Below are 13576 nucleotides of genomic sequence, written 5' to 3' on the forward strand. Positions count from 1 at the left end.
TCCGCCGCGACGGCCTTGCAGCAAACGGTCGGCACTCGGCGCACAATGTGCGTCTGACGCCGACGGCGCGCGCATCCGGGTACGCCGCGATTCGTGGCCCCTCTTTCTGGAAACATCGGAGACAAGCATGAAATCCCCTCTTCGCCGTGCGCTGCCCCTGCTCGCGATCGCGCTGCTCGCCGCGTTGCCGTTCTCGCGCGCGAACGCCGATGCGACGACCGACAAGCTCAAGAGCATCTTGCAGTCGCGTCTCGGCAGCGATATCCAGGTGCGCGACGTGCTCAAGACGCCGATGCCCGGCATCTACGAAGTCGATACCGACCAGCAGATCGTCTATAGCGACGCGAACGGCGACTACGTGTTGACGGGCGACCTCATGGACGTCAAGAATCACGTCGATCTGACCGATGCGCGCGCGTCCGAACTGAACAAGATCGACTTCTCGAAATTGCCGCTCAACGACGCCGTCAAGCTCGTCAAGGGCACCGGCGAGCGCAAGATCGCGGTGTTTTCGGATCCGAATTGCCCGTATTGCCACAAGCTCGAAGAGGAACTCAAGTCCGTCGACAACGTGACGGTCTACACGTTCCTGTTCCCGATCCTGTCGCCGGACTCGACGCTCAAGTCGAAGTCGATCTGGTGTTCGACCGACCGCGCGAAGGCCTGGACGAGCTGGATGCTCGATCATCACGCGCCGAGCGCGCCGGGCACCTGCGATACGACCGTGCTCTCGCATAACCTCGATCTCGGCCGTACCTTGCGCGTGACGGGTACGCCGACCGTGTTCCTCGCCGACGGACGCCGCCTGCCGGGCGCCGTGACCGCGGACCGGCTCGAGAAGGAAATGTCGAGCGTCCATTGACGCTCGATCCTCGAGCATCGGCCCGAGCGGGCCGACGGCTCGATGGGCTCGACAGACCCGCCGCGCTGCGGGCCGACGATTGCGGCATGCCGTCCGATTCGGGGCATGCCGTTTTTCATGACAACAAGAACGCACCCGTCCGATGAAGCCCGTTCACTACGCGATTGTCCCGAAAGACCCCGCCGCCCATCTGTTCGAAGTCACCGTCACGATTGCCGATCCCGACGCGCAGGGGCAGCGGTTCATGCTGCCGGTCTGGATCCCGGGCAGCTACATGATTCGCGAATTCGCGCGCAACATCGTGACGATCGCCGCGCGCAGCGAGGCGACCGGCCGCAAGGTCGCGCTGCGCAAGCTCGACAAGCAGACCTGGGAAGCCGCGCCCGTGCAAGGCGCGTTGAGCGTCACGTATGAGGTCTACGCGTGGGATCTGTCGGTGCGCGCGGCGCATCTCGACGACACGCTCGGCTTCTTCAACGGCACGAGCGTGTTCCTGTTTCCGGCGGGCCGCGAGGACGTCGAATGCCGCGTCCGGATCGCGCCGCCCGACGGCGAGGCCTACGCGGACTGGCGCGTCGCGACCGCGCTGCGCGAGGTGCGCGGCACGCGGCGCTACGGTTTCGGCGAGTATCGCGCCGACAACTATGACGAACTCGTCGATCATCCCGTCACGCTCGGGCGTTTCGAGCTCGGACGCTTCGAGGCGCACGGCGTGCCGCACGACGTCGTCATCGCGGGCAAGGTGACGGCGCTCGACATGCCGCGCCTCACACGCGATCTCGCGACGATCTGCGCGGCCCAGATCGCCTTGTTCGAGCCGCGCACGAAGCGCGCGCCGATGGACCGCTACGTGTTCATGACCGTGGCCGTCGGCGACGGCTACGGCGGACTCGAACATCGCGCCTCGACGGCGCTGATCTGCAGCCGCGGCGATCTCCCCGTGCGCGGCAAGGAGGCGATGACCGACGGATATCGGACCTATCTCGGCCTGTGCAGCCACGAATATTTCCACACCTGGAACGTCAAGCGGATCAAGCCGGCCGCGTTCGCGCCGTACGACCTCACGCGCGAGAACTACACATCGCTGCTTTGGCTGTTCGAAGGCTTCACGTCGTATTACGACGACCTCATGCTCGTGCGCAGCGGCGTGATCGCGCGTGACGACTATCTGACGCTGATCGGCAAGACGGTCGGCGGCGTGCAGCGCGGCAGCGGACGCCGCAAGCAGAGCGTCGCCGAGAGTTCGTTCGATACGTGGATCAAGTATTACCGCCAGGATGAAAACGCATCGAACGCGATCGTCAGCTACTACACGAAGGGATCGCTCGTCGCGTTGGCGTTCGATCTCGCGATCCGTGCGGAGACCGGCAATCGCAAGTCGCTCGACGACGTGATGCGCGCGCTCTGGGTTCGCTACGGCCGCGACTTCTATCGCGGCAAACCGCAGGGGATCGGTGAAGACGACGTCGAGTCGCTGATTCGCGAAGTGACGGGCGTCGCGCTCGGCCGTCTGTTCAGCGAGGCCGTGCACGGCACGCGCGATCTGCCGCTCGACGCGCTGCTCGCGCCGTTCGGCGTTGCCCTCGAACCCGATGCGGCGAACGGCAAGCCTTCGCTCGGCGTGCGCATGCGGGCGGGCGCGGACGCCGTGCTGGCGGCCGTGCACGACGGCGGCGCGGCGCGTCGCGCGGGGCTGTCGGCGGGCGACGTGCTCGTCGCGATCGACGGTTTGCGCGTCACGGGAGGCAACCTCGACGCCTTGCTCGCGCGGTATCGGCCCGGCGACAAGGTCCGTGTGCATGCGTTCCGGCGCGACGAGCTCCGCGAGACGACGATCGCGCTCGACGCGGCCGAGGTCTCGCGCTACCGGCTGACTGTCAACGACACAGCGACGATCCGTCGCCGGAAAAGCACCACGGCGGCGCTGCGCAAGGGCTGGATCGGCGCATAGGACGGCGAGCCTTGCTGGGCGGGGCGGCGCACGGAGGCTGCCCTGGGGTTTCGGCATCGAACGCGTCACTGTTGTCTCGGGCAGGACAATCTGTTGAGGCGCGGTGGCTTTTTCGATGGCGGCCGATGTCGATAATGGCATCCAAGGTCTTACGGCATTCCGCGAGACCACCCACTACCGGAGCCCAAGATGACGACCATTCTTCAACTGAATTCCGCCGCTCGCTCGCAAGGCGCGCAATCGACCCAACTCGCCAATGAACTCGTCGCGCAACTCGCGAAGCGCGAAGGCGCGAAGGTCGTGGTTCGCGACCTGCTCGTCGACAACCTGCCGCACCTCGACGACGCGATCCTCGGCGCGTTCTTCACGCCGGCCGACAAGCGCACGCCCGAGCAAGTCGCGATCGACGCGCGCAGCATCGCGCTGATCGAAGAACTCCAGGCCGCGGACGTCGTCGTGATCGGCGTGCCGCTTTACAACTTCGGCATCTCGACGCAACTCAAGGCGTACTTCGACCAGATCGCGCGTGCGGGCGTCACGTTCCGCTACACGGAGAACGGTCCTGAAGGACTCGTGAAGGGCAAGAAGGTCTACATCACGGCGGCGCGCGGCGGCAAGTACATCAACACGCCGAACGATACGCAAACGCCGTTCTTGAAGACGTTCCTCGGCTTCCTCGGCATGACCGACGTCGAGTTCATCTACGCCGAAGGCCTGGCCATGGGCCCGGACGCCGCGCAGACCGCGCTGGCGGGCGCGCGCGAGGCGATTGCCGCGCTGTAATCGAGTGCTGCGCGGTCGCGTTCGGTCGGCGTTGAGCCGGCCGTCGCGCCGGCGCGATGCGAAGCATGACTGCACCCCGGATGCCGTTCGAGCGTCCGGGGTGTTTTTCATTCGTCGATCAGTCCGTCATCAGTCAGCCAATCAGTCCGTCGCCTCGGGCAGACGCCAATCGATCGGCGCGCGGCCGCGCGCGGCGAGCGCCTCGTTCGCGAGCACGAAATGACGGCAGCCGAGAAAGCCGCGATGCGCCGATAACGGCGACGGATGCGGCGCTTCGAGCACCGTATGGTCGCGGCCGCCGAGCAAGCCGCGTTTGGCCTGCGCATGCGATCCCCAGAGCATGAACACGAGGCCCGCATGCCGCGCGGACAATTCCGCGATCAGCGTGTCCGTGAAGCCTTCCCAGCCGCGTTTCGCGTGGCTCGCGGCCTGCGCGCGCTCGACCGTCAGCACCGTGTTGAGCAGCAAGACCCCCTGCCGGGCCCATGATTCGAGCGTGCCGTGCGTCGGCGTCGTGTGACCGAGGCTCGCCGAAATCTCCTTGAAGATATTGCGCAGCGACGGCGGCGGGCGCACGCCGGGCCGCACGGAAAACGCGAGGCCATGTGCCTGGGGGATGCCCTTGTCTTCGCCGTGATAGGGGTCCTGTCCGAGGATCACGACCTTCACGTCATCGGGTTCGACAAGTTCGAGCGCATGAAACACGGTGTCGGGGTAGATCGTCTTGCCGGCCGCGCGCTCGCCGTCGACGAAGCGGCAGAGGTCCGTGAACGCGGGTCCGTCGACGAACGACGCGACGCACGCTCGCCAGGCGGGCGACAGCGCCGCGAACTGCGCATGAAGCGGCGTGTGGAGCGGGGCGGACGCGGGTGCCGGGTCCGCAAACAGGTCCTGCGTCTGGTGATCTTTCGAATTGCGTCGCGAAGTCGGCATGCTGGGATCGAAGGTGAGCTCGGCGCGTGTTGCGCCGGGAGACAGTGAAGCCGATTGTAGCGATCGCCTGCGATGGAGCGCCGCGGCGGCGACCGTGCGCCTCGCCACGACGTCGCGCGACGCGGCCGGCGGGGCCGACGCAGTCGACGCGCTCAGCGCGGTGTCGCGTCGATCAGGCGATAGCCGCGTTCGGCCTTGCTGACGTCGTCGGCCGCGAGGCCGGGAATGCGTTCGCGCAGCCGCGCGGCGAGCCGTTCGAGTGCGGATTCGTCGCCGCGCTTGAGTTCGAGTTCGATCTCGAGGATCGGCAGCGTGCGGCGGTGAAGCGCATCGCCCGCGATGACTTCGCCGTCGTCGAATCCGATCTCGATCTGCGCGTCGCCTTCGGTCACGTTCCAGAGCGTGCGCGTGAAGTCCGTGCGGAACAGCGGGCCGAGCGTCGCGAACGCATCACGGAGCGTTTGCAGCGCCGCGCTCAACGATGCGTGTTCGGCATCGTGCGCGGCGCTCGACGACGCGTGCGCGGCCGCGAGATCGCGTTCGACCGCCGCGATCAGCGCATCGCGTTCGAGCCCATCGCCCGCGACGGGCATTTCCCATTCGTGACGCCGATGCAGACCGCCTTGCGCGCCGCCGCCCGATTTGAACGTCTGGAGCCAGCGATCGCCCGCGAGCCGCACGCGCAGCGCACTGCGCGCGCGCTTGAGATCGAGCGTCGGCGTGTCGTAGTAGACGTTCGAGAGCCGGATCGGGCGCCCTGCGCCGCCCGCGATCGCTTCGAGCACGCGTGTCGCGTGTTCGCGCTGAGCGGCCGGCAGCGCGAGTTTAAGTTCCGCTTCGACGGCCATGGGATGCGACCTCTCTCAGAAGAAAAGCTTCGCGAGTTCCGCGCCCGGATCGTCGGCGCGCATGAACGCTTCGCCGACGAGGAACGTGTGGACGTCGCGCGCGCGCATGCGCTCGACGTCGGCGCGGCCGAGAATGCCCGACTCGGTCACGACGATGCGATCGTCGGGAATGCGTTCGAGCAGGCCGAGCGTGGTGTCGAGCGAGGTTTCGAACGTGCGCAGATTGCGGTTGTTGATGCCGATCAGCGGCGTGCGCAGTTTGAGCGCGTCGTCGAGTTCCTCGCCGTTGTGGACTTCGACGAGCACGGCGAGACCGAGCGAATGCGCGAGCGCTTCGAGATCGTGCATCTGCTGCGGTTCGAGCGCGGCCGCGATCAGCAGGATGCAATCGGCGTTCATCGCGCGCGCTTCGACGATCTGGTACGGATCGATGATGAAGTCCTTGCGCAGCACGGGGATCTCGCATGCCGCGCGCGCGGCTTCGAGATAGGCGGCGCTGCCCTGGAAGAACTGCACGTCGGTCAGCACCGACAGGCAGGCCGCGCCGTGACGCGCGTACGACGCGGCGATCTCGGCGGGCCGGAAGTCTTCCTTGAAGACGCCCTTCGAAGGGCTCGCCTTCTTGACTTCGGCGATGACGGCCGGTGCGCCGATCGCGTGTTTGGCGCGCAGCGCGCCGACGAAATCGCGCGCGGGCGCACGCGATTCGGCGGTCAGACGGAGGTCTTCGAACGGCGCGCTTTGTTCGGCGATCGCCACTTCCTGGCGCTTGACCGCAATGATCTTTTCGAGAATATCGCTCATGGCTTCGTGCAGAGAGTCGTTGGACGGGGGCGACGCGTGCGAGGCGTCAGACCGTGCATCGTTGCGTGAATTGCACGAGGGCGTCGACCTTCGCGCGCGCGGCGCCGCTGGCGATCGCTTCGCGCGCGAGCGCGATGCCGTCGGCGATCGAGGCGGCGCGATTCGCCGCATAGAGCGCGGTGCCCGCGTTGAGCGTCACGATTTCGCGCGCGACGCCGGGCGTATTGTCGAGCGCGCCGAGCAGCAGCGCTTTCGACTCGGTCGCATCGGCGACCTTGAGGCTGCGGTTCGACACCATCTGCAGACCGAAGTCTTCGGGATGGATCTCGTACTCGGTCACGATGCCGTCCTTGAGTTCGCCGACCTTCGTCGCCGCGCCGAGCGAGACCTCGTCCATGCCGTCCTGGCCATAGACGACGAGCACGTGCTGCGCGCCGAGCCGCTGCATGACGCGGACCTGAATGCCGACGAGATCCGGATGAAACACGCCCATCAGCTGATTCGGCGCGCCGGCCGGATTCGTCAGCGGGCCGAGGATGTTGAACAGCGTGCGCACGCCCATTTCGCGGCGCACGGCCGCGACGTTCTTCATCGCGGGGTGGTGGTTCGGCGCGAACATGAAGCCCATGCCCGTTTCCGCGATCGACTCGGCGACTTGCGCGGGCGACAGCATGATGTTGACGCCGAGCGCCTCGAGCACGTCGGCGCTGCCCGACTTGCTCGATACGCCGCGATTGCCGTGTTTGGCGACTTTCGCGCCGGCCGCGGCGGTCACGAACATCGTGGCGGTCGAGATATTGAACGTATGCGAGCCGTCGCCGCCCGTGCCGACGATGTCGACGAAATTCGCATCGTCCTCGACGTCGACTTTGTTCGCGAACTCGCGCATGACCATCGCGGCCGCGGTGATTTCACCGATCGTTTCCTTCTTGACGCGCAGGCCCGTGATGATCGCGGCCGACATCACGGGCGAGAGTTCGCCGCGCATGATGAGCCGCATCAGGTGCAGCATTTCGTCGTGAAAGATTTCGCGATGCTCGATCGTGCGCTGCAGGGCTTCCTGAGGCGTGATCGGCGCGCTGTGCGCGGGGGGCAGGTGGTCGGTCATCGCACGCCTCGGAGGAAGTTGTCGAGCAATGCATGTCCGTGTTCGGACAGGATCGATTCGGGGTGGAACTGTACGCCTTCGACGGGCAGTGTTTTGTGGCGTACGCCCATGATTTCGCCGTCGGGCGTGCGCGCAGAGATCTCGAGGCAATCGGGAAGCGTCGCTTCCTCGATCGCGAGCGAGTGGTAGCGCGTGACGGTGAAACGCTTGGGCAGTTCGGCGAACACGCCGCGGCCGTCGGTGTCGATCTCGCTGACCTTGCCGTGCATGATCGAGCGCGCGCGCACGACGCGGCCGCCGAACGCTTCGCCGATCGCCTGATGGCCGAGGCAGACGCCGAGGATCGGGTACTTGCCCGAGAGCGTGCGCAGCACGTCGAGCGTGATGCCCGCGTGTTGCGGATTGCTCGGGCCCGGCGACAGGCAGATCCGGTCGGGCTTGAGCGCTTCGATCTGTTCGATCGTGATCTCGTCGTTGCGGTGCGTCTGCACGTCTTCGCCAAGCTCGCCGAAGTACTGGACGAGGTTGTAGGTGAACGAGTCGTAGTTATCGATCATGAGCAACATGACGGCTCCTAACTTCGTGAAACTGGATGGATTCCGCTCGAGCGTCGAGGCCGCTCCGGCCACGCGTATCGCGTGAGCATGGGAACGACGGACGGTCTCGATCAGCGGGTGGGGCGACGCGTGAACGCCGGTCGCCGGCGGCCCCGCTCAAATCTCCGCGTCGAGCCCGTCCTGCACTTGTTCGGCCGCGCGCAACACGGCGCGCGCCTTGTTTTCGGTTTCCTGCCATTCCATCTCGGGCACCGAGTCGGCGACGATGCCGGCTGCCGCCTGCACGTAGAGGTTGCCGTTCTTGATGATGCCCGTGCGGATCGCGATCGCGAGGTCCATCTCGCCCGAGAACGACAGATAGCCGACCGCGCCGCCGTAGATGCCGCGCTTGACCGGTTCGAGTTCGTCGATGAGTTCGAGCGCGCGGACCTTCGGCGCGCCGGACAGCGTGCCGGCCGGGAACGTCGCGCGAAGCACGTCGAGGTTCGTCGTGCCGGGCTTGAGCTTGCCCTCGACCGAACTCACGATGTGCTGCACGTGCGAGTACTTTTCAATGACCATCTTGTCCGTCACGACGACCGAGCCCGTCTTCGCGATGCGGCCGACGTCGTTGCGCGCGAGATCGATCAGCATCACGTGCTCGGCGATCTCCTTCGGATCGTTGAGCAGTTCGGTCGCGAGTTCGGCGTCGCGCTCGGGCGTGTTGCCGCGCGGACGCGTACCCGCGAGCGGACGGATCGTCACGATGCGTTCGTCGCCGCGTTCTTCCTGCCGGACGAGAATTTCGGGCGACGCGCCGACCACCTGGAAGTCGCCGAAATTGTAGAAGTACATATACGGCGACGGGTTCAGCGAGCGCAGCGCGCGATAGAGCGACAGCGGGTTGTCGCGATACGGCTTGCTCAGGCGCTGTCCGATCTGGACCTGCATGAGTTCGCCGGCCGCGATGTTCTCCTTCGCCTTGCGCACCGCGGTCAGATAGTCCTGCTTGTCGAACTCGCGATGAATCTCGGTGCGCACGCTTGCCGACGTGACGGGCGGCTGGACCGTCTTGAGCAGCCGCGCGCGGAGTTCGCGCAGCCGCTGGCGGGTCTTCGCATAGGCCTCGGGTTGGGCGGGATCCGCATAGGCGATCAGGTAGAGCTTGCCCGCGAGATTGTCGATGACCGCGACTTCCTCGGTCAGCAACAACTGGATATCGGGCAGACCGAGATCGTCGGGCGGCGCGGTGTCCGCGAGTTTCTTTTCGATGAAGCGCACGGCGTCATAGCCGAAATAGCCGGCGAGACCGCCGCAGAAGCGGGGCAGTCCCGCACGCTGCGCCACCTTGAAGCGTGCCTGGTAGGTCTGAATGAATTCGAGCGGGTCGCCCTCGTGCGTCTCGATGACGACGCCGTCGCGGACGACTTCGCACCGCGTGCCGATCGCGCGCAGCAGCGTCCGTGCGGGCAGCCCGATGAACGAGTAGCGGCCGAAGCGTTCGCCGCCGACGACCGATTCGAGCAGGAATGAATTCGCGCCGTTGCGTTCGGGCTGGGCGAGCTTGAGATAGAGCGAGAGCGGGGTCTCGAGATCGGCGAGCGCCTCGGCGATCAGCGGAATGCGGTTGTAGCCCGCATTGGCGAGCGACTGGAATTCGAGTTCGGTCATGCTTTGGGTTCCGGTAAGCCCGCGCGGGCCCGATTCGGACGGACGTGTGCCACGCGGGGGGCGTGCCTTGCGCGCGGCTCGAACCGTTCGCGCGCCGTTCGATACGCCGGGCCGCATGCGGGCGGGCGCGATCGTCGGACATGCGAGCGGACTGACCGGCATATGCCGATCGAAGCCGTTGACGCGGAAAGCAACACAGACAGAAAACGGAAGCTGAAGGCGAGCTTCAGCGGCCTTGTGTATGAATCACCAAGACCAGCGACGCCAGGGCCAGGCTCCCCGGTCGATATCGCATTGACTCCGTTTCCGATTGACGAACATGACGAAGAAGAGAGGTTTTGTTTGACCCCGTCGGGGCCGAACCCGGTATCCGCAGCGCTTGCGTATCGACGCCCGCGCACCTCGAATACCGCTTGCCGACGTTGCGCGCGCTGGGGTCCGGCATCCGGTACTCGCATATCGAGGACCTATTGATGCAGCCAGCGCGCGGCTTCGAGCAGCGTGCCGACTATACCATCGGAGTCGATCGATTGTACAGGTTGCCCATGGTTGTACCCGTAGGGCACCGTGAGCACGGCGATGCCCGCCGCGCGGGCGGCGAGGGCGTCGTTTTCGGAGTCGCCGATCGCGAGCATCTGCGCGGGCGCGAGGCCCAGGGCCTCGGACGCCTTGAGCATCGGCAACGGATCGGGCTTCTTGCGCGCGAAGCTGTCGCCGCCGAAGACCGCGTCGAAATACGCGTGCAGGCCGACCTGCGTGAGCAGCGCCACCGCGAATCGGTGCGGTTTGTTCGTCACGCAGGCGAGCTTGAGTCCCGCGTCGCGCAGCGCCGCGAGGCCTTCGGCCACATGCGTATAGACGCTCGCGTGCATGCCGTTGACCTGCGCATAGGCGTGCTGATAGCGGTCGAGCGCGGTCGCGAAGCGCGCCTCGACGTGATCGGCGGGCAGCCGGGCCGACAGCACGCTTCGCACGAGATGCTCCGAACCTTTGCCGATGTAGCGCAGCAATTCGTCGCTGTCGATCGAGGGCAGTTCGAGGTCGGCGAGCATCCGGTTCAGCGCCGCGTGGAAATCGCCCGCGGTGTCGACCATCGTCCCGTCGAGATCGATGATGACGCCGCGAATCTCCGCGCGACGCGCGGCCGGATCCGCCGTGCGCGCGTGGCCGGGGGTTTCTTCGCCGATGCGCGCCGTCGGGCGCTCGGACGCGCTCATGCGGCTTTCGCGAGCGAGGCGAGTTCGGCGCGCATGTCGCCGATGACCTTCGCGTAGTCCGGGTGGCCGAAGATCGCCGAGCCCGCAACGAACGTATCGGCCCCGGCCGCCGCGATTTGCGCGATGTTGTCGACCTTGACCCCGCCATCGACTTCAAGCTTGATTTCGCGCCCCGTGCGTTCGCGATACGCGTCGATCTTGCGGCGCGCCGTGCGCAATTTATTGAGCGCCTCGCCGATGAACGACTGTCCGCCGAAACCGGGGTTGACCGACATGATCAGGATGATGTCGATCTTGTCCATGACGTGATCCATATGATCGAGCGACGTCGCCGGATTGAAGACAAGGCCGGTTTCGCAACCGTGATCGCGGATCAGCGACAGCGTGCGATCGACATGATCCGACGCCTCGGGGTGGAACGTGATGCTGTTGGCGCCCGCTTTCGCGAAGTCGGGCGCGATCCGGTCGACCGGACGCACCATCAGATGGACGTCGATCGGCACGCTCACATGGGGGCGGATCGCCTCGAGCACGACGGGGCCGATCGTGAGATTCGGCACGTAGTGGTTGTCCATCACATCGAAATGGATCCAGTCCGCGCCGGCGGCGACGACGTTGCGGACTTCCTCGCCGAGACGCGAGAAATCGGCGGACAGGATGCTGGGGGCGATACGGTATGTCGGATTCATCATCAGGGGACCGAGTGGTGCTGCATAAAGGAACCGGTGCATGCGGCGGCTTGCCGGCGACGGCCGCGTCCGGTGTCGTGTGTGACGGCAGCGGGGGGGCGGCGACGACGCGGGCGAGTCCGCGGGTGGGGCGCGTTCGGCTCGGCGGCCGGTGGCGGCGCTGGAGCGCGCGGCTCCCGTCTTCGCATGCGAAGGGCGATTTTAACGCCGTCGGCGCCGCGCTTCCGGGGCGGCGTTCGGTTGCAGGGTAGGGATGCTTCGTAGAGAATGCGTCGGGACATCGTGGCGCGGGTTTCGCGCCGCGCGAGCGCGAACCCACGTCATGAACTCATACCAATTGTCCGTCGCCGTCCAGGCGCGCTTTCTACCCGAGCAATCGGACCCGACCGGACGCCAATACGCATTCGCGTACACGATCACGATACGCAATACCGGCACGGTGGCGGCCCAGCTGATATCGCGGCACTGGGTCATTACCGATGGCGAGAACACGATCCAGGAAGTCGCGGGACTCGGGGTCGTCGGCAATCAGCCGCTGCTCGCGCCGGGGGAACAGTTCGAGTACACGAGTTGGGCCGTTATCGCGACGCCCGCGGGATCGATGCGCGGCGAATACTTCTGCGTGGCCGAGGACGGAACGCGTTTCGAGGCGCCGATCGCCGAGTTTGGGCTCGCGATGCCGCGCACCCTGCATTGAGCCGAACGAGGTTGACGCTTGCATTGCCGTATTGACAGAGTCTTGCGCGGCGCACTCGGTGCGCTGCTGGTGATGCTGGCCTCGTGCGCGTCGCACGGGCCGGTTTCGAAGGGGCCCGAGCCCGGCGCGTGGAATTCCGGAGTGGGCGGGCCTGACCTCGACGAGGCGCGCATTATCGCGACCCAGCGCCTGACGCCCGTGGGATGGGACAGCGTGCCCGGCTGGCAGGACGACGCGCTGATCGGCGCGATGCCCGCGCTGCGCGCCAATTGCGCGCGCGTCGGCGGCGAGGCGCGCTGGCGTGCCGCGTGCGCGGCCGCGTCGCAACTCGACGAACTCGATGCGCAGGCCGTGCGCGCTTACTTCGAACAGTATTTCACGCCCTATCAGCTCGCCAATACCGACGGCTCGGTCGATGGACTTGTGACGGGATACTACGAGCCGCGGCTCAGGGGCTCGCGTGTGCGCCGCGCGCCGTATCTTTATCCGCTCTATAAATGGCCGTCCGCCTATCGAAAGGGCGATACGTTGCCGGATCGCGCGCACCTGATGCGCAGCGGCGTCCTCGACGGTGCGGAACTTGTCTATGTCGACGACCCGGTCGAAGCGTTCTTTTTGCAGATTCAGGGTTCGGGGCGCATCACGATGGACGACGGTTCGGTCATGCGCGTCGGCGTGGGCGGCACGAACAACCAGCCGTATCAATCGATCGGCCGCTGGTTGATCGATCACGGGCAACTGACGCCGGCTCAGGCGACGATGCAGGGCATCCGCGCGTGGGCGCGCGCGAATCCGGCGCGAGTCGACGCGGTGTTCAATGTCAATCCGCGCTTTGTGTTCTTCCGCGAATTGGGAACTCAGGTGCCGGGCGGCGGGGCGGACGATGGTCCGATCGGCGCGCTCGGCGTGCCGTTGACGTCGGAGCGCTCGATCGCCGTCGATCCGACGGCGATCCCGTTGGGGACGCCGGTGTTTCTGTCGACGACGCGACCGATGTCGAGCGAGCCGCTGAACAAGCTCGTGTTTGCGCAAGACGTCGGCTCCGCGATCAAGGGCTCGGTACGCGCCGACTACTTTTGGGGATTCGGCGACGAGGCAGGCGATCTCGCCGGCCATATGAAGCAGCGCGGCCGCATGTGGCTCCTGCTTCCGCGGTCGTAATGCGGGGGGAGGGGCCGCCGACGCGTGCGCTCGGCGATGGCCCGGACCAGGCGTGGACGGTGTTTTGAGTCTCGAAAATCGTCGATCCCAAAAAGCACTTGCATGCCGGCACGGCATACCGCTAGAATTCACGTTTTCGCGATTCGGGAATGACTCCGGATCGGCGGGATTTCAGAAATTTTCTAATCTTTGAAGTCCCGATTCGTTAAAAAGTTTGCTGAAAAAACTTGTTGACGAAACGAAGTGAGGTGTACATAATCTCGCTTCTCTGCTGCAAACGCAGCGACGCAGAAAACGCAGCGAAGTTTGATGAGTT

General features: G+C 65.9%; 13 protein-coding genes. 5 read left to right on the plus strand and 8 right to left on the minus strand.

Translation table 11 applies throughout. The annotated features are described in order from the left end of the window. The first annotated feature begins 127 nt into the window (after positions 1 to 127). The 3 genes from D7S86_RS25910 to D7S86_RS25920 all read left to right on the plus strand — a co-directional run bounded on the left by D7S86_RS25910 (position 128) and on the right by D7S86_RS25920 (position 3596). Positions 128 to 862, plus strand: a complete 735-nt coding sequence (locus tag D7S86_RS25910; protein WP_121090845.1) for a DsbC family protein — start codon at positions 128 to 130, stop codon at positions 860 to 862. A gap of 142 nt (positions 863 to 1004) precedes the next feature. Next, positions 1005 to 2813: a M61 family metallopeptidase gene (locus tag D7S86_RS25915; protein WP_121090846.1), complete on the plus strand. Its 1809-nt coding sequence runs from the start codon at positions 1005 to 1007 to the stop codon at positions 2811 to 2813. A gap of 189 nt (positions 2814 to 3002) precedes the next feature. Then, positions 3003 to 3596: an FMN-dependent NADH-azoreductase gene (locus tag D7S86_RS25920; protein ID WP_121090847.1), complete on the plus strand. Its 594-nt coding sequence runs from the start codon at positions 3003 to 3005 to the stop codon at positions 3594 to 3596. A gap of 141 nt (positions 3597 to 3737) precedes the next feature. Here the strand turns inward: D7S86_RS25920 and D7S86_RS25925 are convergent, their stop codons facing one another. The 8 genes from D7S86_RS25925 to rpe all read right to left on the minus strand — a co-directional run bounded on the left by D7S86_RS25925 (position 3738) and on the right by rpe (position 11402). Then, on the minus strand, positions 3738 to 4529 hold the full coding sequence (locus D7S86_RS25925) for a uracil-DNA glycosylase (protein ID WP_121090849.1): 792 nt from the start codon (positions 4527 to 4529) through the stop codon (positions 3738 to 3740). 152 nt (positions 4530 to 4681) lie between these two features. Next, on the minus strand, positions 4682 to 5377 hold the full coding sequence (locus D7S86_RS25930; protein WP_121090850.1) for a CYTH domain-containing protein: 696 nt from the start codon (positions 5375 to 5377) through the stop codon (positions 4682 to 4684). Positions 5378 to 5392: 15 nt separating this feature from the next. Beyond that, complete coding sequence (gene trpC, locus D7S86_RS25935; protein WP_121090852.1) at positions 5393 to 6181, minus strand: indole-3-glycerol phosphate synthase TrpC; 789 nt, start codon at positions 6179 to 6181, stop codon at positions 5393 to 5395. Positions 6182 to 6227: 46 nt separating this feature from the next. Further along, on the minus strand, positions 6228 to 7289 hold the full coding sequence (gene trpD / locus D7S86_RS25940; RefSeq protein ID WP_121090854.1) for an anthranilate phosphoribosyltransferase: 1062 nt from the start codon (positions 7287 to 7289) through the stop codon (positions 6228 to 6230). Next, positions 7286 to 7855 carry an anthranilate synthase component II gene (locus tag D7S86_RS25945; RefSeq protein ID WP_121090855.1) on the minus strand — a complete coding sequence of 190 codons (570 nt, stop codon included), beginning with the start codon at positions 7853 to 7855 and terminating at the stop codon, positions 7286 to 7288. The genes trpD and D7S86_RS25945 overlap by 4 nt, the downstream gene beginning before the upstream one ends. Positions 7856 to 8002: 147 nt before the next feature. Beyond that, positions 8003 to 9496, minus strand: a complete 1494-nt coding sequence (gene trpE, locus D7S86_RS25950) for an anthranilate synthase component I (protein WP_121090871.1) — start codon at positions 9494 to 9496, stop codon at positions 8003 to 8005. A 467-nt stretch (positions 9497 to 9963) separates the two neighbouring features. Continuing rightward, positions 9964 to 10713: a phosphoglycolate phosphatase gene (locus D7S86_RS25955; RefSeq protein ID WP_121090857.1), complete on the minus strand. Its 750-nt coding sequence runs from the start codon at positions 10711 to 10713 to the stop codon at positions 9964 to 9966. Next, positions 10710 to 11402 (minus strand): ribulose-phosphate 3-epimerase, encoded by a 693-nt coding sequence (gene rpe, locus D7S86_RS25960; RefSeq protein WP_121090873.1) that lies wholly within the window; start codon positions 11400 to 11402, stop codon positions 10710 to 10712. The genes D7S86_RS25955 and rpe overlap by 4 nt, the downstream gene beginning before the upstream one ends. 322 nt (positions 11403 to 11724) lie before the next feature. On the opposite strand from rpe, the gene apaG reads away from it, so the two are divergent. Together apaG and mltA are read left to right on the plus strand one after the other, a co-directional pair. Continuing rightward, positions 11725 to 12099: a Co2+/Mg2+ efflux protein ApaG gene (gene apaG / locus D7S86_RS25965; RefSeq protein ID WP_121090859.1), complete on the plus strand. Its 375-nt coding sequence runs from the start codon at positions 11725 to 11727 to the stop codon at positions 12097 to 12099. Positions 12100 to 12171: 72 nt separating this feature from the next. Further along, positions 12172 to 13260, plus strand: coding sequence for a murein transglycosylase A (mltA, locus tag D7S86_RS25970; protein WP_121090875.1), 1089 nt, complete (start codon positions 12172 to 12174; stop codon positions 13258 to 13260). Positions 13261 to 13576: the final 316 nt, after the last annotated feature.

This window comes from Pararobbsia silviterrae, assembly GCF_003628125.1.
Taxonomy (GTDB): domain Bacteria; phylum Pseudomonadota; class Gammaproteobacteria; order Burkholderiales; family Burkholderiaceae; genus Pararobbsia; species Pararobbsia silviterrae.

What these genes read in the sequence shown, in the direction of transcription:
- trpD (WP_121090854.1), bottom strand. Translation starts at nt 7,289, where the DNA reads ATGACCGACCACCTGCCCCCCGCGCACAGCGCGCCGATCACGCCTCAG.
- D7S86_RS25930 (WP_121090850.1), bottom strand. Translation starts at nt 5,377, where the DNA reads ATGGCCGTCGAAGCGGAACTTAAACTCGCGCTGCCGGCCGCTCAGCGC.
- D7S86_RS25955 (WP_121090857.1), bottom strand. Translation starts at nt 10,713, where the DNA reads ATGAGCGCGTCCGAGCGCCCGACGGCGCGCATCGGCGAAGAAACCCCC.
- apaG (WP_121090859.1), top strand. Translation starts at nt 11,725, where the DNA reads ATGAACTCATACCAATTGTCCGTCGCCGTCCAGGCGCGCTTTCTACCC.
- trpE (WP_121090871.1), bottom strand. Translation starts at nt 9,496, where the DNA reads ATGACCGAACTCGAATTCCAGTCGCTCGCCAATGCGGGCTACAACCGC.
- D7S86_RS25945 (WP_121090855.1), bottom strand. Translation starts at nt 7,855, where the DNA reads ATGTTGCTCATGATCGATAACTACGACTCGTTCACCTACAACCTCGTC.
- rpe (WP_121090873.1), bottom strand. Translation starts at nt 11,402, where the DNA reads ATGAATCCGACATACCGTATCGCCCCCAGCATCCTGTCCGCCGATTTC.
- mltA (WP_121090875.1), top strand. Translation starts at nt 12,172, where the DNA reads ATGCTGGCCTCGTGCGCGTCGCACGGGCCGGTTTCGAAGGGGCCCGAG.
- trpC (WP_121090852.1), bottom strand. Translation starts at nt 6,181, where the DNA reads ATGAGCGATATTCTCGAAAAGATCATTGCGGTCAAGCGCCAGGAAGTG.
- D7S86_RS25910 (WP_121090845.1), top strand. Translation starts at nt 128, where the DNA reads ATGAAATCCCCTCTTCGCCGTGCGCTGCCCCTGCTCGCGATCGCGCTG.
- D7S86_RS25925 (WP_121090849.1), bottom strand. Translation starts at nt 4,529, where the DNA reads ATGCCGACTTCGCGACGCAATTCGAAAGATCACCAGACGCAGGACCTG.
- D7S86_RS25920 (WP_121090847.1), top strand. Translation starts at nt 3,003, where the DNA reads ATGACGACCATTCTTCAACTGAATTCCGCCGCTCGCTCGCAAGGCGCG.
- D7S86_RS25915 (WP_121090846.1), top strand. Translation starts at nt 1,005, where the DNA reads ATGAAGCCCGTTCACTACGCGATTGTCCCGAAAGACCCCGCCGCCCAT.